Annotated in this window: 18 protein-coding genes; 12 read left to right on the top strand and 6 right to left on the bottom strand. The window is 65.1% G+C overall.

What is annotated here, in order from left to right; genetic code table 11:
• Positions 1-148 precede the first annotated feature (148 nt).
• On the top strand, positions 149-2401 hold the full coding sequence (locus tag CLU90_RS25340; RefSeq protein WP_175539344.1) for a M1 family metallopeptidase: 2253 nt from the start codon (positions 149-151) through the stop codon (positions 2399-2401).
• On the top strand, positions 2398-3282 hold the full coding sequence (locus CLU90_RS25335) for a hypothetical protein (protein WP_100429126.1): 885 nt from the start codon (positions 2398-2400) through the stop codon (positions 3280-3282). Before CLU90_RS25340 ends, CLU90_RS25335 begins: the two co-directional genes overlap by 4 nt.
• Here CLU90_RS25335 and CLU90_RS25330 read toward each other — a convergent pair whose 3' ends face one another.
• Positions 3283-4173 carry a LysR family transcriptional regulator gene (locus CLU90_RS25330; protein WP_100429125.1) on the bottom strand — a complete coding sequence of 297 codons (891 nt, stop codon included), beginning with the start codon at positions 4171-4173 and terminating at the stop codon, positions 3283-3285. It abuts the gene before it with no gap.
• Positions 4174-4287: 114 nt separating this feature from the next.
• Here CLU90_RS25330 and CLU90_RS25325 point away from each other — a divergent pair, with 114 nt between their 5' ends.
• Positions 4288-5091, top strand: a complete 804-nt coding sequence (locus CLU90_RS25325; RefSeq protein WP_100429124.1) for a DODA-type extradiol aromatic ring-opening family dioxygenase — start codon at positions 4288-4290, stop codon at positions 5089-5091.
• Between the two features lie 156 nt (positions 5092-5247).
• Here the strand turns inward: CLU90_RS25325 and ylqF are convergent, their stop codons facing one another.
• Positions 5248-6195: a ribosome biogenesis GTPase YlqF gene (ylqF, locus tag CLU90_RS25320; protein WP_100429123.1), complete on the bottom strand. Its 948-nt coding sequence runs from the start codon at positions 6193-6195 to the stop codon at positions 5248-5250.
• A 259-nt stretch (positions 6196-6454) separates the two neighbouring features.
• Here ylqF and CLU90_RS25315 point away from each other — a divergent pair, with 259 nt between their 5' ends.
• Together CLU90_RS25315 and CLU90_RS25310 are read left to right on the top strand one after the other, a co-directional pair.
• On the top strand, positions 6455-7180 hold the full coding sequence (locus tag CLU90_RS25315) for a hypothetical protein (RefSeq protein WP_100429122.1): 726 nt from the start codon (positions 6455-6457) through the stop codon (positions 7178-7180).
• Positions 7181-7342: 162 nt separating this feature from the next.
• Complete coding sequence (locus CLU90_RS25310) at positions 7343-7669, top strand: hypothetical protein (RefSeq protein ID WP_092714979.1); 327 nt, start codon at positions 7343-7345, stop codon at positions 7667-7669.
• On the opposite strand, the gene CLU90_RS25305 is transcribed toward CLU90_RS25310, so the two are convergent.
• A complete protein-coding gene (locus CLU90_RS25305; protein ID WP_092714977.1) occupies positions 7670-8596 on the bottom strand; it encodes a histone deacetylase family protein in 927 nt (308 codons plus the stop codon). It lies immediately after the preceding gene.
• Positions 8597-8813: 217 nt separating this feature from the next.
• Here CLU90_RS25305 and CLU90_RS25300 point away from each other — a divergent pair, with 217 nt between their 5' ends.
• The 5 genes from CLU90_RS25300 (at position 8814) to CLU90_RS25280 (ending at position 14657) form a co-directional block, all read left to right on the top strand.
• On the top strand, positions 8814-9722 hold the full coding sequence (locus tag CLU90_RS25300; protein ID WP_100429121.1) for an AAA family ATPase: 909 nt from the start codon (positions 8814-8816) through the stop codon (positions 9720-9722).
• Between the two features lie 5 nt (positions 9723-9727).
• On the top strand, positions 9728-10714 hold the full coding sequence (locus CLU90_RS25295; RefSeq protein WP_100429120.1) for a DUF58 domain-containing protein: 987 nt from the start codon (positions 9728-9730) through the stop codon (positions 10712-10714).
• On the top strand, positions 10711-12732 hold the full coding sequence (locus tag CLU90_RS25290; protein ID WP_100429119.1) for a transglutaminase TgpA family protein: 2022 nt from the start codon (positions 10711-10713) through the stop codon (positions 12730-12732). Before CLU90_RS25295 ends, CLU90_RS25290 begins: the two co-directional genes overlap by 4 nt.
• Complete coding sequence (gene mltB / locus CLU90_RS25285) at positions 12723-13886, top strand: lytic murein transglycosylase B (protein ID WP_092714968.1); 1164 nt, start codon at positions 12723-12725, stop codon at positions 13884-13886. The genes CLU90_RS25290 and mltB overlap by 10 nt, the downstream gene beginning before the upstream one ends.
• Before the next feature lie 438 nt (positions 13887-14324).
• Positions 14325-14657 (top strand): hypothetical protein, encoded by a 333-nt coding sequence (locus tag CLU90_RS25280; RefSeq protein WP_034751784.1) that lies wholly within the window; start codon positions 14325-14327, stop codon positions 14655-14657.
• A gap of 89 nt (positions 14658-14746) precedes the next feature.
• Here CLU90_RS25280 and cysM read toward each other — a convergent pair whose 3' ends face one another.
• The gene (gene cysM, locus CLU90_RS25275; protein WP_034751785.1) at positions 14747-15649 is read right to left on the bottom strand and encodes a cysteine synthase CysM; all 903 of its coding nucleotides are present in this window, start codon (positions 15647-15649) and stop codon (positions 14747-14749) included.
• 252 nt (positions 15650-15901) lie between these two features.
• Here cysM and CLU90_RS25270 point away from each other — a divergent pair, with 252 nt between their 5' ends.
• Positions 15902-17665, top strand: coding sequence for an FAD-dependent oxidoreductase (locus CLU90_RS25270; protein ID WP_092714966.1), 1764 nt, complete (start codon positions 15902-15904; stop codon positions 17663-17665).
• Here the strand turns inward: CLU90_RS25270 and CLU90_RS25265 are convergent.
• Positions 17662-19017 (bottom strand): M20/M25/M40 family metallo-hydrolase, encoded by a 1356-nt coding sequence (locus CLU90_RS25265; protein WP_100429118.1) that lies wholly within the window; start codon positions 19015-19017, stop codon positions 17662-17664. The genes CLU90_RS25270 and CLU90_RS25265 overlap by 4 nt on opposite strands.
• 201 nt (positions 19018-19218) lie before the next feature.
• On the opposite strand from CLU90_RS25265, the gene CLU90_RS25260 reads away from it, so the two are divergent.
• Positions 19219-20784 carry a phospholipase D family protein gene (locus tag CLU90_RS25260; protein ID WP_100429117.1) on the top strand — a complete coding sequence of 522 codons (1566 nt, stop codon included), beginning with the start codon at positions 19219-19221 and terminating at the stop codon, positions 20782-20784.
• A gap of 15 nt (positions 20785-20799) precedes the next feature.
• Here CLU90_RS25260 and CLU90_RS25255 read toward each other — a convergent pair whose 3' ends face one another.
• Positions 20800-21768 (bottom strand): IS1595 family transposase, encoded by a 969-nt coding sequence (locus CLU90_RS25255; protein WP_100429116.1) that lies wholly within the window; start codon positions 21766-21768, stop codon positions 20800-20802.
• Between the last annotated feature and the right edge of the window lie 144 nt (positions 21769-21912).

Below are 21912 nucleotides of genomic sequence, written 5' to 3'. Positions count from 1 at the left end.
ACGGCGCCGCAACAGCCAGCGGGACCGCTTGCGGAATTCATTGCTAATTTGTAATTTTTACAGGTATATTAACGGAGCGCCCGGCGATCCTGGACGCGGCCGACTGCATTTGAAAATCATCAATAAGAAGTCACAGTGGGAGTCACGCATGGATAGTCGTAGCACACCGCGCCGCGGTATTTCCTCCATCCCGGGCAAGCTCAAGGCCCTCTCCATCGCCGCCCTGCTGCTGGCCGGCCTCGCCCTGCAAGCCGACCTGTTCGCCCAGCCCGACAAGGGCAAGCCTGCCGGCGCGGCGATGCCGCCGGCACCGTCCTCCGACGGCATCGCCCTGGCGTCGCCGCATGCCTCCGCCGTCACCACGCCCAGCGCCAGCAACGCCTGGGGCGGCGCACGCACGGGCGCGCAAGCGACCCTGTCGGACCGCGTGGTCGACTACCAGATCGAAGCGACGCTCGATCCCGTCAGGCACACGATAGACGGCCGGCAGAAACTGCGCTGGCGCAACCGCAGCGCGCAAGCCGTCGGCAGCGTGTACCTGCACCTGTACCTGAATGCGTTCGAGGGCGAGCATTCGACTTTCTTTACCGAGAAGCGCAAGCTCGATACGAGCTTTCGTTCGGGCGTCGGCACGCGCGACGGCGAATGGGGCTACATCGAACTGCACAGCATGACGCAGAACGGCGCCACGGCGCCCTGGCATGTCGTCCAGCCCGACAACGGCCCGGCCACCGACCGCACCGTCGTGCGCGTCGACTTGCCGCAAGCGGTCGCGCCGGGCGCCGAGACGACGCTCGACATCCGCTTCTTCGACCAGCTGCCGCGCGTCATCGCGCGCACCGGCTATTTCGGCAGCTTCCACCTGGTGGGCCAGTGGTTCCCCAAGATCGCCGTTCTCGAACTGCCCGGCGAACGGGGCGCCACCGCGCCGCGCTGGAACGCCCATGAATTCCACCTCAATTCGGAGTTCTACGCCGACTTCGGCCACTACGACGTGAAGCTGACCGTGCCCAAGGAATATACGGTAGGCGCCACGGGCGAGCTGCAGGGTGCGCCGCAGGAAAAGGACGGCATGCTCACGCACCATTATGTGCAGGGCGACGTGCATGATTTCGCCTGGACGGCCGACAAGCGCAGCGCGCAGCCATTGATCGGCAGCTGGAACGGCCCTGGCAGCCCGCCCGTGGCCATCAAGGTGCTGTACCCGCCCGAGTACGCGTCGAACGCGGCGCCCGCGCTGCAGGCGGCCAAGGATGCGCTCACGTATTTTTCGCGCACCCTGGGCCCGTATCCGTACAAGACCCTGACGGTGGTGATTCCGCCATTTAATGCGGCCGAAGCGGGCGGCATGGAATACCCGACCTTCATCACGGCCTCGGCCTTCGCCAGCCTGCAGCCGAAGACCGCCGCCGAATTCGGCCTCGATTTCGTCACCATCCACGAATTCGGCCATGGCTATTTCTATGGCATCCTGGCCTCGAACGAGTTCGAGGAACCGATCCTCGACGAAGGCTTGAACGAGTACTGGGACCAGCGCATGCTGCGCGCACGCGGCCAGGACATCCACGCCACGACGCCCCTGCTCAAGCGCCTGGGCTTCGCTCCCGCCTTCAAGGTCTTCGAGGCCGAGCGCATGGCCGCGCCGCGCCAGGATGCGGCCGACCCGCTGGGCCAGAATGCGTGGGACCGCCTGCAGGGCGTGAGCCCCGTCTACAGCCGCACGGCCGTCACCCTGCGCGACCTGGAAGCGCGCATCGGCAGCGAGGCCATGGAGCGGGGCTTCAAGGCCTACTATGAACAGTGGAAATTCCGCCACCCCAGCGTGGCCGACTTGCGCGAAACGCTGGCTGAAGCGACGGGCCAGCGGCGCATCGTGGAACAGGTCTTCGCGCAGCAAGTCCATGCCAGCGCGAATATCGACGACCGCATCGGCAGCTTCGCCAGCGAAGAGCAGACGCCGCTGGCCGGCATGGCGCTGGTGAACGGCAAGCGCGTGGAGCGCACGCCCGACGCGCTGAAAAAGGAAGAGGACAAGGTGCGCGAAGCATGGGACAAGACGCACCCGGATGCCAAGCCCGGCACGGGCCCCTACCCCTATCTGACCAGCGTGGTGCTGCGCCGCCGCGGCGCGCCCGTGCCGCAGGTGCTGCTCGTGAAATTTGCCGACGGCACCTCCGAACGCGTGGTGTGGGACAACGACCAGCTGTGGCAGCGCTACACCTGGAGCAAGCCCGTGAAGGCCGTCTCGGCCGAACTCGATCCCGACCGCGTGCACTACCTCGACGTCAACAAGCTCGATGACAGCCGCACCCTGAAAGCCGACAAGTCCGCCGCGCGGCGCTGGAGCCTTGATATTGCCGCCGTCTTCCAATACCTCCTTTCCCTGATCGCCATCGTATGAGCGCCACTTCCACGACACGGGCCAGCGGCCTGACTTTCCTCACGCGCGCCGGCCGCGCCGCCCTGCAATGGCGCCTGCTGCTGCTGTGGCTCGGATTGCTGCTGATTCCCGCCATCGTCGCCGTCATTCCCGTCTGGCACACCTTGAGCGCCAGCCTCGATCACGCCGTGCATGCGGCGGCGCTGGCGCAGCAGCTCGACCTGATGACCGTGGCCGACCTGGCCGCCAATGCCGGCCGCAATGGCGCCGCCATCAGCCAGGCCGCCATCGCCGGCATCGTCCTGACCCTGCTGCTGTCGCCGCTGCTGAGCGGCCTGGTGGTGACGGCCGCGCGCGCGCCTGCGCCACCGCGCTTCGGCCCCCTGCTGACGGGCGCCTTCAGCGAATACGGGCGCATGTTGCGCATGCTGCTGTGGAGCATCGTCCCGCTGGGCGTGGCGCTGGCGATCGGCGCCGGTGCGCTGAAACTGGCCGACAAGCACGCGGCGGCAGCCGTCCTGGAAGCCGACGCCGACCTGGCGCGCCACCTGGCCCTGCTGTTCACGGGATTGCTGTTCCTGCTGGCCTGCGCCACGCTGGACGCGGGCCGCGCGGCGCTGGCCGTCGACCGTCGCCGCACGTCGGCCGTCAAGGCGTGGTGGCGGGGCCTGGGCATGCTGCGCCGGCGTCCGCTGGCCTGCCTGGCCATCTATCTGGCCATCACCTTGCTGGGGCTGGCCCTGTATGCGCTGCTGGGCGTGGCGCGCCTGAACCTGGCCGCCCCGGACCCGCTGGCCATCGTGGCCGGCTTCCTGGCCACGCAGCTGGCGGTGCTGGTGCTGGCGTGGATGCGCAGCGCGCGCCTGTTCGCCCTGATCGACGTGAAGCGCTCAATCGCCTAGTCAGGCTCCCAGGCGCCCTTCATCGGCCAGGAAGTCGATGAAGGTGCGCACTTTCGAGGACAGGTAGCGGCGGCTCGTGTAGACGGCGTAGACGCTGCCGCCCGCCAGCGTGAAATCGTCGAACAGGCGCACCAGCCGCCCCGCCGCCAGGTCCGCATCCGTTTGCCACGACGGCAGCAAGGCGATGCCCATGCCGTCGAGCGCGGCCGCGTGCAGCAGGCTTTCGTTATTGCATTGCAGGACGGGCGAGAACTTCACCGTCTCGCGTCCCTGCGGCCCGTCGAAGGTCAATTCGTTGCCGTTCGACAGCAAGGAATAGCTGATCATGGCGTGGCGGACCAGGTCTTGCGGCGTCTGCGGCTGGCCCGCGCGCGCCAGGTAGGCGGGCGCGGCCACCAGGTGAAAGGCGATGTTGCCGATGGGCCGCGCGATCAGGGCCGCCGACGGCGCCTGGCTCACGCGCAGGGCCAGGTCGAAGCCCTCTTCCACCAGGTTGACGACCCTGCCGCTCAAGTCGATGTCGAACGTCACTTCCGGAAAGCGCTCGCGGTAGGCGACCAGGGTGCGCGTAAAGATGGCGTTGGCGAACCAGACGGGGGCGCTCAGGCGCAGCATGCCGCGCGGCACCACCGTCGTGCGGCCCACGGTCGCTTCCACCTCGTCGAGGTTGTCGAGCATGTCGCGGCACTGTTCGAAATACACCTTGCCGATTTCCGTCAGGCTCAGGTGGCGGCTGCTGCGGTTCAGCAGGCGCGCGCCCAGATGGCGCTCGAGGTGCATCACATGCTTGCTGACCATGGCCGGCGACAGGTCGAGGCGCTCGCTGGCGCGCACGAAGCTGTCCAGTTCCACCACGGCGCGAAATACGCGCATGCTGCGCAAGGTATCCATGACGGCCCAATCATCAACAAAATGGAAATGATATATCAATAATAGCGATCTTGATCAACTCATTGCGCATGACTATCATGGTGTCATCATCAGCCATTCCCACCAGGAGCCGCCATGCAAGAGCACACCTTCCCTACTTACTTCCTGTCGCACGGCGGCGGCCCGTGGCCGTTCATGAAAGACCAGTTCGGCGGCCGCTACGACGTGCTCGAAGCGTCGCTGCAGGATATCCCGCGCCAGATCGGCGCGCGTCCGAAGGCCGTGCTGGTCGTCACGGCGCACTGGGAAGGGCCGCAATTTCTCGTCTCGGCCAGCCCCCGGCCGGGCATGATCTACGATTACTCGGGCTTTCCGCCGCACACGTATCAAATCCAGTACCCGGCACCGGGCGCGCCAGACCTGGCGGCACAGGTAAAACAGTTGCTCGACGCTGCCGGCCATCCCGCGCGCCTCGACCACGAGCGCGGTTTCGACCATGGCACCTTCAGCGCCCTGTTCCCCATCTACCCGCAGGCGGACATGCCGCTGGTGCAGCTGTCGCTGAAACACGGCTACGACCCGCTCACCCACGTCGAGGTGGGCCGCGCGCTGGCCGGCCTGCGCCGGCAGGGCGTGCTGATACTGGGCAGCGGCCTCAGTTACCATAACCTGCGCCAGTTCGGCCAGGCGGGCGCCGTCGCCTCGCACCAGTTCGACGCCTGGCTGCGCGCAACGATGGCCTTGCCGCCGAAACAAAGGTTGGAGCAGCTGCTGGCCTGGGACCGGGCACCGGGCGCGCGCCAGGCCCATCCGCAGGAAGACCATTTGCTGCCCCTGATGGTGGCGCTCGGTGCGGCCGAGCAGGAAGCGGCGCACGTGGCGTATCACGAGGAGGATTTTTTTGGAGCCTTGGCCGTCACCAGCTTCAAATTCGGATAATCCGGCAACGCATAAAAAAAGCGCCGCGACAGTGATGTCGCGGCGCTTTTTGTAAGCCGGGGTCAGACCCTCAACACCGCTAACGGCTGGTTCAGCGCCAACGTCACCGGGGGTCTGACCCCAAAATTTGCTTTGGGGTGAGTCAGCGGCCGTGAATTACGTCCCGCGCTTGCCGCGCGCCGCATTTTTTGCTTTTTCGGCGGCAATCGCTGCCGCTATGGCCGCTTTTTCCGCCATCTCGGCCGCGTGCTGGGCCAGCAGGGCGGCGCGCGTGTCCGGCGTTTCCAGCGAGATGCGTCCGAGGATGCCGCTGCGGTAGTCGAGCAGCAGGGTGTGCGACGCTTTCTCGAAATCGTAGTCGCCGCCCTTGATGCGGAAGCCGCGCTTGGCGGCGATGCCTTCGACCACGCCGATGGCATCGACTTCGCCGACCTTGGTACCGTAGCGGGTTGCCAGCAAGTCAGGGTAGCGCTTGAGCAATTCCTCGGCCAGGAACACGGCCACTTCCTCTTCGATCAGCGCATTCGAGCCGATGGCGTGGCTGGCGGCCAGCATCAGGCCGTCGCTGGGGATGGCGATCTTCGGCCACAACATGCCGGGCGTGTCGACGAGGATGGTGTTCTTGTCCAGGTACAGCTTTTGCTGCATTTTCGTCACGGCCGGCTCGTCGCCCACCTTGGCCACGCGCTTTTTCAGCAGTGCGTTCATCAGGGTCGACTTGCCCACGTTGGGGATGCCCATGATCATGATGCGCAGCGGCTTCGTCGGCACGCCGCGGTGCGGCGCCAGCGACTTGGCCAGCTCCGGGATGCGCGCCACGTCGCCCGGCTTCTTGGTCGTCATCGCATACGCGGTCACGCCTTCCTGGGCATTGAAGTACGCCACCCAGGCGGCCGTGGCGGCAGGATCGGCCAGATCGGTCTTGTTGAGGATTTTCAGGCAAGGGCGCTGGCGGAACAGGCGCAGCTCGTCCACCATGGGATTGCAGCTGGCTGCCGGCAGGCGCGCGTCCACCACTTCAATCACCAGATCGGTGTTCTCCATGGTTTCGGCCGCTTTCTTGCGGGCCGCGTTCATGTGTCCTGGGTACCATTGTATCGCCATGCTCTTGCTTTCAAAATCGTTCGGTCAATCCGCTATTTTACGTGGTTGCCGCCGCGACGTCCCATTTTCCGCCGCCAGCGCCAGCCGTGCGACGCGAACGAGACAATTGGTGATAATTTGGCAGTTACTCGAATGATAATATCCGCAGGCCGTCCAGTCTGGACTGGTTTCCCTATTGCACGCTCAACCTGGCACGCACTCCATGCATCTTCCCCGTCTTTGTCTCCTCGCTGCCCTTTCCACCTGCCTCTTGCCCGCCATGGCCCAGGACCAAGCGGCGGCGCCAGGCGATGCGGCGATCCAGGATATGCAGCAGATTGTCGACGTGCAAGGCACGCGCGATCCCGACCTGCGCCCCTACCGCACCATGCTCAAGGGACTCGACGCGTATGCCGACCATCAGCACCTGGCGCCGGACGCGCCGCTGCGCTTCATGCTGATCCCCGCCACGCCGAAGGCGAGGCTCGATGGCGTGACCTTGCACCTGTCGGCCGACAACCTGTCGATTCCCATACCGCTGGCGGCGGACGGCGGCTTCATCTTGACGCGCGACAAGACCGCCTATGATGCGAATGCCGACCTGGTCAGCAACAAGAAACGCGCCACCCTGCGCTGGCGCGCCGACATCCATACGCCGGGCCTGCCCCCGAATGTGCGCCGCCTGGGCGACTTGCGCCTCGAATGCGAAATCCGCTGGGCCGTCGAGCAGGATGACTTGCCGTTCGTACGGCGCAACCTGTTCCGCCTGGCGGGCGGACCGTGCCACTCGTCGCTGATCCACGTGCCGTATCCCGTGTTCCGCAAGCTGCTTGCCGTGCAGGCGCGCTCGGGCGAGCGCACGCTGGACATCCGCATCACGGAAGACCGCCAGCGCTACGTGCCGCCGCTGCACGACGCGAACTGGGACGACAATACCCTGCTGACCATCACCTACGACGACGGCAACATGGCGCAAGCCGCCCCGGCGGCGGCACTGCGCCAGTGATACGCGCGCTGGAAGCCAGGTCAAGTATTTCCACAAGGATTCTTTTATTTACTGAGAGAAATAAAAAAATGTGCTCTAATATCGCCTCTTAAATGAAAAGCAATTATTTTCCAGGCTGGCTCCCGCCAGGTGCAGGGAGATAGGTGATGGGGATAGCACGATATGACGATGGAACACACGGGCAAGGCGCCCAGGCGCTTGCCGCGCAATGACTGGAAGAAGGAATGCCGGCAATGGCAGGGGCAAGTGGCACAGCTGGAAGAGCGCCTGAAACGCCAGAGCGCCGACAGCTATGGCTTGCAAATGCTGTATGACCAATTGGTCAATGAAATCAAGCACCACCGCGACATGTTGCAACTCGACAGTTTTGATGCGGATAAGTCATCGCTCGTCTACACGCAAGCCTGGCACCGCTTCATGGCTGGCGACGCGCTCGACTACCAGACCCACCGCCACACGCATTCCGGCAGCCGCCCCACCTTGCTGTAGTCAGAGTTCCGCCAGCGCCTTCACGTGCGCGGCCACGCTGCGGCCCAGCGACGACAGGTTATAGCCTCCTTCGAGGCAGCTGACGATGCGGCCCTTGCCATACTGCCTGGCCACGGCCATCATCTGCTGCGTCATCCACGTGTAGTCGGCTTCCACGAGGCCCATGCCGCCCACGTCGTCTTCGCGGTGGGCGTCGAAACCGGCGGAAATAAAAATCATCTGCGGCTGCTGGCGGTGCAGCGCGGGCAGCCAGTGGTCGAGCACCAGCTGGCGCACGGCGTCGCCCTTCGAGCGGGCCGGCACGGGCACGTTGACGCGCGTGTCCGTATACGATTCCACGTCGCTGTACGGATAAAACGGGTGCTGGAAGAAACTCACCATCAGGATGCGCGGATCGTGCGCAACGGACTCGGCCGTTCCATTGCCATGGTGCACGTCGAAGTCGACGATGGCGACCCGTTCGAGCCCGCGCACGTCGAGCGCATGCTTGGCGGCGATGGCGACATTATTGAACAGGCAAAAACCCATGGGCTCGCTGGGCCGCGCATGGTGGCCGGGCGGGCGGATCGCGCAAAAGGCGTTGCTGATCTCGCCATCGATGACGGCGTCCGTGGCCGCCACGGCCGAGCCGGCGGCCGCCAGCGCCGCGTCGTAGCTGTGCGCGTTGAGCAGGGTATCGCCGTCGAGCGGATAGTAGTCGCCCTCCTGCGGCACATTGTCGCGCACGAGGCCGATGGCCGTGGCGCTGTGGTTGCGCTCGATATCGGACAATTGCGCGCGCGCGCCGTCGCGGTGCTCGACCAGGTCGCTGATGTGCGCGAGGATCAGTTGATCATTGATGGCCTGCAAGCGGGCCGGCGATTCTGGGTGCCAGTCGCCCATTTCATGGCGCTGGCAATCGGGATGGGTATAAATGGCTGTGCTCATGCGCTGTACTGGTTACCTCTGTCTCTGTCCATTCTCCGGGAACACTGCATGGCATTCCTGTTCGCCCTGCGCGTTCTCGCATAAAATCACTGGCCGGTCTGTGCCGCCGTCGTTGCCACGCTAATCTACCACGTGCACGGCACGGGCGGGCGGCGCGGCTTGACCTGGCCAAAGCGATTGTAAATTAAATAATCCGACTTACTGTGATAGAAATAGCATGTTTTCGAAAATACACCAGGCCGCACAGCAGATCGGCGAAGTTCTCGTCGGCAAACACTTGCAGATCCGCCAGACCCTCGCCTGCGTGCTGGCCGGCGGCCACCTGCTGATCGAAGACGTGCCCGGCGTGGGCAAGACCACCCTGGCCCATGCGCTGGCCATCTCGCTGGGCCTGCAATGGAAGCGCCAGCAATTCACCAGCGACCTGCTGCCCGCCGACGTGGCCGGCATGAGCGTGTATGACCGGGGCAGCGCCAGCTTCGTGTTTCATCCCGGCCCCCTGTTCACGCAGGTGCTGCTGGCCGACGAGATCAACCGGGCCACGCCGAAGACGCAATCGGGCTTGCTCGAAGCGATGGAAGAGCGGCAAGTGACGCTCGACGGCGTCACGCACGCGCTGCCGCAGCCGTTTTTCGTCATCGCCACGCAAAACTGCGCGCACCAGCTGGGCACCTTCCCCCTGCCCGAATCTCAGCTCGACCGTTTTCTCATGTGCGTGACCTTGGGCTACCCCGATGCGGCCGCCGAACGGGCGCTGCTGCTGGGCGCCGACCGCCGCGCCATGCTGCACACCTTGCCGGCCGTCATGAATGGGGAAGAATTGCTGCAGGCACAAGCGGGCCTGCGCGCCATCCACGCCTCGGCCGCCGTCGTCGACTACGTGCTGGCCCTCGTGCATGCAACCCGCGCGCCGGGCGTGTTTGCCGATGGCCTGAGTCCGCGCGCCGCGCTGGCCCTGCTGCAGGCGACGCGCGCCTGGGCCGCCCTGGAAGGCCGCGACCACGTCACGCCCGACGATGTGCAAGCCGTGCTGTTGCCCGTCTGCGCCCACCGCCTGCATGCCGCGCAAGGGGCGACGGATAGCCGCAGCCTGCTGCAGCACATGCTGTTGAGTATTCCCGTCTGAGCGGCATGCGCTGGCGCACTATCCAATGGCTGCCGCCGCGCCCCTGGCTGGGCGCGCAGCGCGTGCACGTCCGCCCCTCGGGCGCGGGCCTGGCGTTTGCCGCGCTGCTGCTGGCGCTGTGGATCGCCGCCGTCAATTACCGCCTGGGCCTGGGCTATGCGCTCACGTATTTCGCGGCCGCCTGCGCCATCGCGGACATGCTGTTTGCCAGCCGCAACCTGGCGGGCCTGGCGCTGGCCGCCACGCCGGGCAAGCCCGTATTCGCGGGCAGCCAGGCCACGTTCACCTTGCACCTGATCAACCGCAGCGCGCGCCCGCGCCATGCGATCCGCGTGGCCATCAGCGATTCGGCTGCAGCACCCGGTCTGGCCGACATCGCCGCCCACGGGGAAACGGCCATCGATATCGTCGTGGCGGCGCCGCAGCGGGGATGGCTGGCTGCGCCTGGCGTGCGCCTGTCCGGCAGTTTTCCGCTGGGCCTGTTTGTTGCCTGGTGCCACTGGCAGCCCGACACCCGCGTACTCGTGTATCCGCAACCCGAACACACGGCGCCGCCGCTGCCCTTGCCTGTCGGCACGGTGCAGCGGGCGCCCCAAGTACGGCAGCCACCTACGCAAGACGGCGCCATGGAACTGGCCGGCGTGCGCGCCTACCAGCCAGGCGACCCATTGCACCGCCTGGCCTGGCGCCGGATCGCCCGCCATGATGACGAGCATGTATTCAGCAAGCAATTCCAGTCTGCCGCCGAGGCACCGCAGGGCGCAGCCCGTGGCTGCATCATGCTCGAGCATGCGGCCCTGCACGCGCTGGCCCCGGAAGCGCGTCTGTCGCGCCTGGCCGCATGGGTGCTGCAGGCGGAACGCGCGGGCTTGCCATATGGCTTGCGCCTGGGCGCGCTGACCGTGGCGCCAGCCTTGGGTGCCAGCCACCGCGACGCCTGCCTGCGCGCGCTGGCCCTGCACGATTTGCCACAGGATGAGGCCATGGCATGAGGCAATGGCTGGCCAACTTGCCACGCGACAAGGCCGACATTCTGCTGCTGTTGCTGGCCGCCGCCATGGTGCTGGCGCCGCACGCGCTGCACCTGCCCCCGTGGCTGTCGGCCGCCGCTGCCGCCCTCCTGCTGTGGCGCGCCGTCATCACCGTGCGGGGCAAGCGCCAGCCGCAGCTGGCCGTGCTCGCGCCGCTGGCCTTGCTGGGCATCGCCGCCGTCTGCGCCAGCTACGGCACCGTGCTGGGACGCGATCCCGGCGTGGCCATGCTGGCCCTGCTGCTGGCCTTGAAATCGCTGGAAATGCATGGCCGGCGCGACATCTTCGTCTTTGTGTTCCTCAGTTTTTTCCTCCTGCTGGCAAATTTCTTCCATGCGCAAGGCATCCTCAGCGCCGCCTGGATGCTGGCCACCGTCATCGTCCTGCTGGCCGGCCTGCTGTCGGCCCAATACGGCACCTTCCAGCCCCGCCTGGCGCAAAGGCTGGGTTTGCTGGGACGCATGCTGGCGCTGGCCATCCCCCTGTCGGCCCTGATGTTTCTTGCCGTGCCGCGCGTCGACGGCCCCCTGTGGGGCACGGCACCGGAAGGCGCGCAGGCGCGCACGGGCTTGTCCGACAGCATGCAGCCGGGCGCCATCGCCTCGCTGGCCCTGTCAGGCGACCCCGTCTTCACGGCCCGTTTCAGCACGGCGATCCCGCCGCAAGACCAGCTGTACTGGCGCGGCGTCGTGCTGGGCGACTTCGACGGCGCCACCTGGACGCGCCGGGGCGCGAACGGGCGCGCGCCTGCCGGCGACAGCCGCATAGACATCGCGCTGGAAGGCCAGCCCAGCCACTACGAAGTGACCTTGCAAGCGAGCGGCCAGCGGCGCATCTTCGCGCTCGACGTGCCGCGCAGCATCGAACGCTTGGCCGGTAACCCGTACGTCGTGTCGTCCGCGCTGGAAGTGCTGACCATACAGCCCATTACTTCGACCGTGCGTTACCGCGTCAGTTCCCAGTCCCGCTACCGGCTGCAGGCAAACCTGTCGCCAGCACAGCAGCGGCCATGGCTGGCCTTGCCCGCTGGCAGCAACCCGCGCAGCGTGGCCTGGGCCCGCGCATTGCGCGGCCATGGCGCGCAGGCGCTGGCGCCCGCCGACGCCATCGCCGCCGTGCTTGGCCACTTCCGCCGCGCGCCGTTCCGCTACACCCTGCAGCCGCCGCTGCTGGGCAAGCATGGCGTCGACGAATTCCTGTTTGGCACGCAGGCGGGCTTTTGCGAACATTACGCGGGCAGCTTTGTCGTGCTGATGCGCGCCATGGGCATACCCGCGCGCGTCGTCACCGGTTACCAGGGCGGTCTGCGCAACGGTACCGACAACAGCTTGACGGTGCGCCAGTCCGACGCCCATGCCTGGAGCGAAGTGTGGCTGGCGGGCCGGGGCTGGGTGCGCGTCGATCCCACCGGCGCCGTCGCGCCCCTGCGCACGCAGCGCAACCTCGACGCCGCCCTGCCGCCGGCCCCGTCGCCGCTGACGGCCTGGCGCGCCCTGGCCGGCCTCGACGGCGGCGCGCCCGGGGCGGTTGCCGCGTGGCGCCAGCAATGGCAACAGGCCGAGCACGCCTGGAGCAGCTGGGTGCTCGACACCACGCCGCAGCGCCAGCGCGCCATGCTCGACGGCTTGAAAAACGTGCCGGCGACAAAGCTGGCAGTCGCTTGCGCCGTGCTGGCCCTGCTGTCCGCCATGGCGGGCGCACTGGTCTGGTGGCGGCAGGCGCGGCAAGGCGATCCGTTCGACGCCCTGTACGCGCGGTTTTGCCAGCAGCAGGCGCGGCGCGGCTACAGCCGTGCGCCGCACGAAGGCCCGCACGGTTATGCTGCCAGGTTGGCCGCAGGCAAGGCCACACAAGAAGCGCATGCCGCCATCGCACAGTTTCTGGCAATCTATGCCGCGATGAAGTATGGTAATGCCAGCCCAGACGAACAACTCCGCGCGCGGCGCCACTTGCGCCGCCTGTTAACCCAATGCCGATGAGACGCTCCTTGTTACCGATCAAAACCTCCGCCCTGTCCCTGCTCCTCTCCCTGCCCCTGTGCCTGCCCACCGCGCACGCTGGCGAAAACAGCAATATTTCCGCTGCCGACCGCGCCCGTGCCGTACGCGCGGCCAAGGCCCCGGCCACCAAGGCAACAATCAAGAAAGCAGCGGCGAAATTCGACTTCGAAGGCGAGTTTGTCGACTATGCCAACTGGAAAGAAGTACGCGCCTTCCTCGACGAGATGTCCGCCAAGCATGGCTTTAACCGCGCCGAACTCGATACCCTGATCGGCAAGGTGCGCTATGTGGACACGACGGTGCAACTGATGAAGCCGGCGCCGCCCGGCAAGCCGAAGAACTGGCAAGCGTACAGCGCCCGCTTCATCGAGCCGGTGCGCATCAATGCAGGCGTGAAATTCTGGGAAGAGAATGCGGAAGCGCTGGCGCGCGCCGAACGCGAATATGGCGTGCCGGCCGAGATCATCGTCGGCATCATCGGCGTGGAAACCGTGTATGGACGCAACACGGGCCGCTTCCGCGTGCTCGACGCGCTGACGACCCTGGCGTTTTCCTACCCGGAAAGCCCCACCCGTGCCGCGCGCATGGAATTTTTCAAGGGCGAACTGGAAAATGCGCTGCTGTTTGCACGCAAGGATGGCATCGATCCATTGACCCTGCTCGGCTCGTATGCGGGTGCCATCGGCCTGCCCCAGTTCATGCCCAGCAGCATCATGAAATATGCGGTGGACTTCGATGGCGATAGCCACATCGACCTGCGCAATTCCACGGCCGACGCCATCGGCAGCGTCGCGCATTTCCTCGTCGAGCACGGCTGGCGGCGCGATGACCCGGCCATCAGCACCTATCCCGTCACCGTCTCGGCCAGCCGCACGTGGGAAAAATTCATCGGCCAGGGCTTGCAAGCCAGGTACCGGCTGGGGGAATTGCAGGAAGCCGGCGTGAATGCCGGCCCGTCGACGCCCCAGAACATGTTGTTCGGCCTGATCGACTTGCAAAATGGTTCAGAAGCAACTGAGTATCACTTGGCAACCAATAACTTCTTTGCTATAACTCAGTACAACAGAAGTTATTTTTATGCCATGTCGGTGATCGACTTGGGCAAGGCGATTAGTCAAGTGCGCGCACGCTAACCGAAAGTCGGTGTAAAGTTATAATATTACTTGTAAGAAAGCGTAAGGGATGTTGAAGCTACCAGTAAACACGTCTATGGTAGAGCCGATAACATGTGCCAGCCTCGCTCGCCAGCCTTTGTGCGGCACGGAATGCAGTAATGGTTTTATACTTAACTTTTGTCAAAGTACAATTTTTGTTCTATCATAGAGCATAATAAAGAATAAATAGGTGTTGCAACTAGACAACACCGATTCTGTACAAAGCAAGATTATCGGGCTTTCCCGCCTGAAACTGAATCCTGTTGTACAATTGTGTATATATCATGAAAAACTGTATCCCGGATCGTACCGTGTGTGAATTCGTTCCTTTTAGTAAAGAATGAACATGAACGCAGCAAGAGCGAGCTCCGAGTGTTTTTTACTTTGCAGTGCAACTACAGAAGGAACAATAACATCATGACAAACCAAGTCGGCATTGATATGAACAGCGATTCGGACTCCGACGATCTGCTCCAGTACAACCCAAACAGACTGCTCGATACCCTGATCGAAAACCTGCGCCTGAAAAACGACGCAGCCTTGTCCCGCGCGCTGGAAGTAGCGCCACCGGTCATCAGCAAAATCCGCCACCACCGCCTGCCGGTCGGCGCATCGCTGCTGATCCGCATGCACGAAGTCAGCGATCTGAGCATCCGCGACCTGCGTTACCTGATGGGTGACCGTCGTAACAAATTCCGTATCAGCGACAAGCAATTCAAGCCAAAAGAAGGCGAAACGCCACAAGGCTGATCCTGCCAGTTTCGCAGGTTTTCCCTCCCCGCCATGGGGAGGGGGTATTTCCAGCAGTTCTCAGGCCGTTCTGGCCGACATTAAAACAATCAAGCAGGAAACACGCCGGTCGAGAGATAGCGGTCACCGCGGTCGCACACGACGAACACAATCGTTGCGTTTTCCACCGTCTGTGAAATGCGCAGCGCGATTTCGCACGCGCCGGCTGCCGAGATGCCGCAGAACAAGCCCTCTTCCGCCGCCAGGCTGCGCGCCATGCGCTCGGCCACGCCCTGGCTCACGTATTCCACCTGGTCGACGCGCGACTTGTCGTAGATTTTCGGCAAGTATGCTTCCGGCCACTTGCGGATGCCGGGAATCTGCGAACCTTCCTCGGGCTGGGCGCCGATGATCTGGATGGCGGGATTCTGTTCCTTCAAATAACGCGACACGCCCATGATGGTGCCCGTCGTGCCCATGGCGCTGACGAAATGCGTAACGCGCCCTTCCGTGTCGCGCCAGATTTCCGGTCCCGTGCTTTCATAGTGGGCGCGCGAATTGTCTTCGTTGGCGAACTGGTCGAGGATCACGCCGCGGCCATCCTTCTGCATCTGCTCGGCCAGGTCGCGCGCATATTCCATGCCGCCCGTCTTCGGCGTCAATAAAATGTCGGCGCCGTAGGCGGCCATGCTCTGGCGGCGCTCCACGCTGAGGTTGTCCGGCATCAGCAGCAGCATCTTGTAGCCGCGCAAGGCGGCGGCCATGGCCAGCGCGATGCCCGTATTGCCGCTGGTCGCCTCGATCAGGGTATCGCCCGGCTTGATGACGCCGCGCTCTTCAGCGCGCTTGAGCATGGACATGGCCGCGCGGTCCTTCACGGAGCCGGCCGGATTATTGCCTTCCAGCTTGCCCAGGATGACGTTGTTGCGCGCAAGCGCATCGGCGCCCGGCAAGCGCGTCAGCTGCACCAGCGGGGTATTGCCTATCGTATCTTCAAGTGTCTTGTAAGCCATCGTGTCTGTTTGAGTAGATTCAACAAAGACCCATTCTAATATGAGATGCTGGACGGCGTATCGCTGATCGGCGGCGGCATCCGGGCTTGCGTGCGCGTCCGGCTACGCCGCCCCATGCCGCATGGCGCCTGCCGCGCCGCCATTTCCGGGCGTGCACAAGGGGTATTGCGGCAGGCACACGCCGCATGCGCTAGACTCGTCACTGTTAGTTATTTTTGTTATTTGCTTATTCAGCCTCCGAACGGACTCGCCATGGCCAGCAGCACACCCGAATTCATTCCCGAAACAACGCAGGACGATCCCGTCCAGTTCGCCACGCTCGACTTGCACGGCCGCAGCCACCAGATCTCGCCCGTCTTCAACGGGCTCGAACTGCAGCGCTTGCAGCGCTATGGCACGCGCCATCACTTTGCCGATGGCGAAACGCTGTTCGAGGCGGGCAGCAGCAGCTTCGGCATGCTGGTGATACTGTCCGGACGGGTCAGCATCAAGCGCCACGAAGTCATGGGACAGGCGTCCGTGCTGCGCGAAGTGGGCGTCGGCCACTTCATTGCCGAGGTGGCGCAATTGTCGGGCCGCCCCACCCTCGTCAACGGCAGCGCCGTCGGTGACGTGGAATTGCTCGACATCAGTTCGGAATCCCTGCGCGCGCTGATCGTGGCCGAGGCGGAAATGGGTGAACGCATCGTGCGCGCCCTGATCCTGCGCCGCGTGGCGCTGATCGAATCGAATTCGGGCGGCCCCGTGCTGGTAGGGCCGCGCGGCAATGGCAACCTGTTCCACCTGCAAAGTTTTTTATCGAGCAATGGCCACCCGCACACGGTGCTCGATCCGGCCACCGATGCGGCCGCCGCCGCGCTGGCCGAACGCTATCAGCCCACGCCGCAGGAATGGCCGCTGGTCGTCTGCCCTGACGGCAAGATCATGAAAAATCCCGGCAATGCGGAACTGGGGCGCTGCCTGGGCATGCTGCCCGATTTGTCCGGCGACAAGATTTTCGACGTGCTGGTGGTGGGCGCCGGACCTGCCGGCCTGGCCACGGCCGTGTATGCGGCCTCCGAAGGGCTATCGGTCCTGGCGCTCGAGCAGCGCGCGTACGGCGGCCAGGCGGGCGCCAGCGCGCGCATCGAGAATTACCTGGGCTTTCCGACAGGCATCTCCGGCCGCGCCCTGGCGGGACGCGCCTACGTGCAGGCGCAAAAGTTTGGCGTGGAAATCGCCACCCCGGCCAGCGCCGCCAACTTGCTGTGCGACACGTGGCCCCTGCGCGTCAATCTGTGCGACGGCACGCAAGTGCGCGCCCGCACCGTGGTGCTATCGTGCGGCGCACGCTACCGCCGGCCCTCGCTGGCCAACCTGAAAACGTATGAGGGACGCGGCGTGTATTACTGGGCCTCGCCCATTGAAGCCAAGCTGTGCCGGCAGGAAGAAATCATCCTCGTTGGCGGCGGCAATTCGGCCGGCCAGGCGGCCGTGTTTCTATCCGGACACGCCGCCAAGGTCCACATGGTGATACGTGGCGAGGGACTGGCGGCCAGCATGTCGAGCTACCTGATCGAGCGCATCGCCGCCACGCCCAACATCACCTTGCACACGCACACGGAAATCATCGCCCTCGAAGGCGACGACGATGGCTTGACGGAGGTGCGCTGGCGCAACAACCAGACGGGCAAGGAGTGCGATTGCGCAGTGCGCCGCGTCTTCCTGTTTGTTGGCGCCGATCCGAACACGGACTGGCTGCACGACTGCGCCGTGGCCGTCGACGAACAGGGCTTCATCCGCACGGGCTTCGACGTCACGCGCGCCGAATGCCGCGCCCATGGCCACGGCCACACAATCTATCCACCGGACTTGCCGGACCGTGCCGCGCTGGAAACGAGCGTGCCGGGCGTATTCGCCATCGGCGACGTGCGGGCCGGCTCCACCAAGCGCGTGGCCGCCGCCGTCGGCGAAGGGGCTGCCGTCGTTTCCCAGATTCACGGCTTTCTTGCGCGCCAGCCCGTCAACAGTGCCTAACGCAAGGGCATGGGATACGTGGCCACGCTGGCATTGCCGTCGCGGTCGATGGCCTGGACGCCAAAGAAATAGTTGTCTTTCGACAGCTTGACCCTGGCTTCGGTAACATTGCCCACGTCTTGCGCGCCCTGCCACTGGTCCGCCGTCGTGGCGCGCCAGACGATGCGGTAGCCGGCCAGGTCCGGTTCCGTATTCGGCTGCCAGACCAGCGAGGTGGCGTTTTCCAGCTGGGCCGTGCGCACCTGCACACCGGCGGGCGCGGCCGGCGCCAGGGCCAGCGACGCGAGCGCCGCCGCATTCACGCGCGCCACTTTTGCCACGTAGTCATAATCGACGAATTGCGGCAAATCTCCATACTGCACGCCGTTTTCCACGCGCACGTCCTGGTGCTGATGGGCAAAATCCTCGTGCGGTTCCGTAAAGCGCAGGGCCGCATAGCCTTGCGCAAGGAAAGGCATATGGTCGCCGCCGCGCAGGTAGCGGTCGGCGCGCTGGATGACGTTGACCCTAAAGCCGGGCACATAGCGCTCGCCCACCTGCTTGACGTGGCGCGCCAGCTGGCGCGAAATCGAATCGTTTTCGCCGCCCGTCGCCACCAAGGCGCGCACGCCGTCGCTCATTTCCTTCACGGCGGGGATGCCTTCCGCAAACAGGCGCACCTGGCCGCCATCGACCGTGCCATCTTCCGCGCGCGAACTGCCGATGATGTCATTGTTGAGCATGCCGGCGATGTTGAGCTTGTTCAACTTAGCCTGCTGTGCCCAATGGCCGGAACCCAATAGCCCCTGCTCCTCGGCCGCCACGGCCATGAAGACGAGGGTGGCGTCGAAGCGGTGGCGCGCCATCGCGCAAGCCATCTCGATCACGGCCGCCGTGCCGGACGCGTCGTCGTTGGCGCCGGGCGCATCGCCCTGGGCATCCATCACGTCGGTGGCGCGCGAATCGTAATGGCCGCTGACGACGTAGATGCGCCCGGCCGACTGCGGCTGGCTGCCCGGCAAGGTCGCCACCACGTTGACGATGTCCGTCGGCCGCGCAATGCGCTTCGACACGGGCGCGACATGGCTGTCGAACGCCACCTGCAACCGTCCGCCCGCCTGCGCGCCGCAGCGCTCGAGCTCGGCCTTGATCCAGCGCCGGGCCGCGCCGATGCCGCGCGTGTCGGACACGGTATCGGACATCGTGTGGCGCGTCTGGAAGCCCACGAGCTTGCGGACATGCGCCTCGATGCGCTGCGGCGAGATGTCGGCCACCACTTGCCTTATCTGCTGCTGCGCCGGGTCGGCGCCCGGCGCAGCCACCACACCCGCCGACAGCATGGCTGCCGTCATTGCCGTCAAAATCCGTCGCATGCCTGCATCTCCCTATGCCTGATTGAACTGGCCATTCTCGCATTTTTTGACCCCAGGCAAGGATGTTCCCGGATGAAAATCGTGCACTATAGAAACTGCTACAATCGGCCGTTGCCATCCAGCTGAAAGACACCGCATGCGCCAGCCTCCCCTCCTCTCCGCACGCCGCAGCACACGCGCGGCTCGCTGACGGTGCGCCGCATGCTCGTCAAATTGCTGCTGCTGGCCACCTTGTTTGCCGTGCTCAGCATTGCCGCCCTGTACAGCTACGGGCGTTTCGCCGAACGTTCGCTGGGCGCGCCGGGCACGGCCTTGCCCGTGGCGATCGATGCCACCCTGCTCGACCGCGTGCTGGCGCCGCAACTGGCGCAGCGCCCCGGCCACAGCGGCACGGCCCTGATCGACGACAATCTGGAAGCGTTCGCCCTGCGCGCCCTGAGCGCGCGCGAAGCGGGCCGCAGCCTCGACCTGCAATACTACATCTGGCACAACGACGTCACGGGACGCCTGCTGGTGCGCGAACTGCTGCGCGCGGCCGACCGCGGCGTGCGCGTGCGCGTGCTGCTCGACGATATCAACGCGCGCGGCCAGGACGCCGCCATCCTCGCCCTCGACAGCCACCCGCTGATCGACGTGCGCATCTTCAATCCGGGCCGCAACCGCGACGGCATCTGGATGCGCGCCGTGGAAATGGCCTTGCGCGCCGTCAGTCTGAACCGGCGCATGCACAACAAGGCCTGGATCGTCGACGGCCGGGTGGCCCTCGTCGGCGGGCGCAATATCGGCGATGAATATTTTGATGCTGCCGAACAGGTCAATTTCCAGGATGCCGACCTGCTGCTGGTGGGACCCGCCGTGCGGCAGACGAGCGACATCTTCGACCGCTTCTGGAACAGCCGCGCCGTCATCCCCATCGGCGCCTTGCATGAGGGCAAGGACGCGGGTGCGGCTGAACTGCAGGCTGTGCGCGCCCGCCTCGACGCGCTCACTGGCGAACTGGGTGCCTCGCCCTACCTGCGGCAGCTGACCGATGCGGGCCAGTTGCAGGCCCACCTCGATGGCCGCTTGCGCCTGCACTGGAGCGAGCGAGTGCAAGTGCTGTCAGACCCGCCGGAAAAAGCCGCGCCCGTGGCCAGTTTGCAGCGCAGCGAACACTGGCTCATGCACAGCTTGCTGCCCCTGCTGACGGAAGCGCGCAAGGAAGCGCTGCTGACCTCCCCCTATTTTGTTCCCGGCACGGCGCTGACACACACCCTGGCCGACAAGGTCGCCGCCGGCGTCGAGGTCCAGGTGCTGACCAACTCGCTGGCCGCCACCGACGTGGCCCTCGTGCACGCGGGCTATACGCGCTACCGCGAGGCGCTGCTGGGCGGCGGCGTCGGGCTGTTTGAATTGAAGACCCAGCACCGCAAACGCATCAGCCTGATGGGCTCGAGCCGCGCCAGCCTGCATACCAAGGCCGTGGTGGTGGACGGGGAACGGGGCTTCGTCGGCTCCTTCAACCTCGATCCCCGCTCGGCCCAGCTGAACACGGAAATGGGCGTGCTGTTCGACGATGCCGCGCTGGCGGCGGACATGCGCACGCTGTTCCAGCACTCGGTCTCGAGCGACACCAGTTACCGACTATTTCTCGACAACGGCGCCCTGCGCTGGTCCGACGCCACCGAAGTGCCCGCCAAAGTGTGGACGCAAGACCCGGAAACGGGCTTCTGGCGCCGCGCGCTGGTATCGGTGATGCGCTGGCTGCCGATCGAGTCGCAGCTGTAAGCGCCTAAAAAAAGGCTATGTCACCGTCAGGTGTGGGAATGCGCCCAATGTTGCCTTCAATAACGTTTCGGGTGAGCGGATGCGCCTGGCGTCGAGTATCCAGCGCCATCCCAGGTAGTTCGGCAGATAGCGCGTCGCCACGCCATGAAACGGCCCCAGCCATTGTCGTAATCGGCTGTGATACGCATTGACGTTCTGTACGTGGGCGGCGCCCTGCACGCGGATGCCGGCGCGCAAGTTGACGGCCTGATGACTTATGCCCGCTTCCCTCGCAAAAGCCCGGTAGGCGGCATGGCCGTCGGTGACCAGCAAGACATCCTTGTCAATGACGGGCAACAAAGAGTGGTGCAACTGCGCCTTGGTTAGCGCTCCTTTGCCCGTGACGAAATCGAGCGTCTGGCCAGTGCGGTCGCGCGCCACCAGGATGCAGACCTGTTCATTGGAAATGCCGCGCTTGTGGGCATGGCCGCCACGGCGACGGGCCGGACGCGTCATGCTTCTGGCTCCCTTTTCCGATTCCAGCAGATACAGCTCGTCGGCCTCGGCAATGCCATGCAGGCCATGCGGCCGGTCCGTCCTTGCCAGCGATAAAAATCGGTGGCGCCAGCGAAAGGTGGTGTTGCGGTGCACGCCCAGCTGCAATGCCGCCTTGCGCACGGAATCCGATGCCAGCAGACAATCGGCGTAGTCGAGCCACAGCGCCTTGTGGCGCAAGCGGGCCAGCGGCGTGCCGGTGAGCGCATTGAAGGTGCGCCCGCAGGGCACGCAGCGGTAGCGCTGCAGTCCGTGCGCATGGCCGTGCCTGTGCAAGTGTGCCGAGTGGCAGGCGGGACAGGCCAATCGCGGCAGGGCCACGCTTTCCAGCAGCGCGATGGTCGCGTCGTGTGGAGAGTTGCCACGCAACAGGGCAATGCCTGCCTGCCGCTGGCGTCGGCTCAACCGGGCAAACTGCGCAATCAAGGTGATCCATTCGGCTGGCCGCATGATTGGCTCCCGCAGAGTGAGTATGCAGAGTCAGACAGCACGTCCACAGGAAGATTCCGGCATTTCCCCTACTTGCCGATGACAGAGCCTAAAAAAAACCCCGCGCGGCCGGTACCACGCGGGGTTTTCTTTTCGTGCTGCGCG

Origin of the sequence: Janthinobacterium sp. 67 (assembly GCF_002797895.1) — a bacterium.
Lineage (GTDB): Bacteria > Pseudomonadota > Gammaproteobacteria > Burkholderiales > Burkholderiaceae_D > Janthinobacterium.
The sequence above is the reverse complement of the archived record's forward strand: the minus strand, read 5'-3'. Positions and strand labels throughout refer to the sequence as shown.

Coding starts and splice junctions, on each gene's coding strand:
- CLU90_RS25340 (WP_175539344.1), top strand. CDS start 149: ATGGATAGTCGTAGCACACCGCGCCGCGGTATTTCCTCCATCCCGGGC.
- CLU90_RS25335 (WP_100429126.1), top strand. CDS start 2,398: ATGAGCGCCACTTCCACGACACGGGCCAGCGGCCTGACTTTCCTCACG.
- CLU90_RS25330 (WP_100429125.1), bottom strand. CDS start 4,173: ATGGATACCTTGCGCAGCATGCGCGTATTTCGCGCCGTGGTGGAACTG.
- CLU90_RS25325 (WP_100429124.1), top strand. CDS start 4,288: ATGCAAGAGCACACCTTCCCTACTTACTTCCTGTCGCACGGCGGCGGC.
- ylqF (WP_100429123.1), bottom strand. CDS start 6,195: ATGGCGATACAATGGTACCCAGGACACATGAACGCGGCCCGCAAGAAA.
- CLU90_RS25315 (WP_100429122.1), top strand. CDS start 6,455: ATGGCCCAGGACCAAGCGGCGGCGCCAGGCGATGCGGCGATCCAGGAT.
- CLU90_RS25310 (WP_092714979.1), top strand. CDS start 7,343: ATGACGATGGAACACACGGGCAAGGCGCCCAGGCGCTTGCCGCGCAAT.
- CLU90_RS25305 (WP_092714977.1), bottom strand. CDS start 8,596: ATGAGCACAGCCATTTATACCCATCCCGATTGCCAGCGCCATGAAATG.
- CLU90_RS25300 (WP_100429121.1), top strand. CDS start 8,814: ATGTTTTCGAAAATACACCAGGCCGCACAGCAGATCGGCGAAGTTCTC.
- CLU90_RS25295 (WP_100429120.1), top strand. CDS start 9,728: ATGCGCTGGCGCACTATCCAATGGCTGCCGCCGCGCCCCTGGCTGGGC.
- CLU90_RS25290 (WP_100429119.1), top strand. CDS start 10,711: ATGAGGCAATGGCTGGCCAACTTGCCACGCGACAAGGCCGACATTCTG.
- mltB (WP_092714968.1), top strand. CDS start 12,723: ATGCCGATGAGACGCTCCTTGTTACCGATCAAAACCTCCGCCCTGTCC.
- CLU90_RS25280 (WP_034751784.1), top strand. CDS start 14,325: ATGACAAACCAAGTCGGCATTGATATGAACAGCGATTCGGACTCCGAC.
- cysM (WP_034751785.1), bottom strand. CDS start 15,649: ATGGCTTACAAGACACTTGAAGATACGATAGGCAATACCCCGCTGGTG.
- CLU90_RS25270 (WP_092714966.1), top strand. CDS start 15,902: ATGGCCAGCAGCACACCCGAATTCATTCCCGAAACAACGCAGGACGAT.
- CLU90_RS25265 (WP_100429118.1), bottom strand. CDS start 19,017: ATGCGACGGATTTTGACGGCAATGACGGCAGCCATGCTGTCGGCGGGT.
- CLU90_RS25260 (WP_100429117.1), top strand. CDS start 19,219: ATGCTCGTCAAATTGCTGCTGCTGGCCACCTTGTTTGCCGTGCTCAGC.
- CLU90_RS25255 (WP_100429116.1), bottom strand. CDS start 21,768: ATGCGGCCAGCCGAATGGATCACCTTGATTGCGCAGTTTGCCCGGTTG.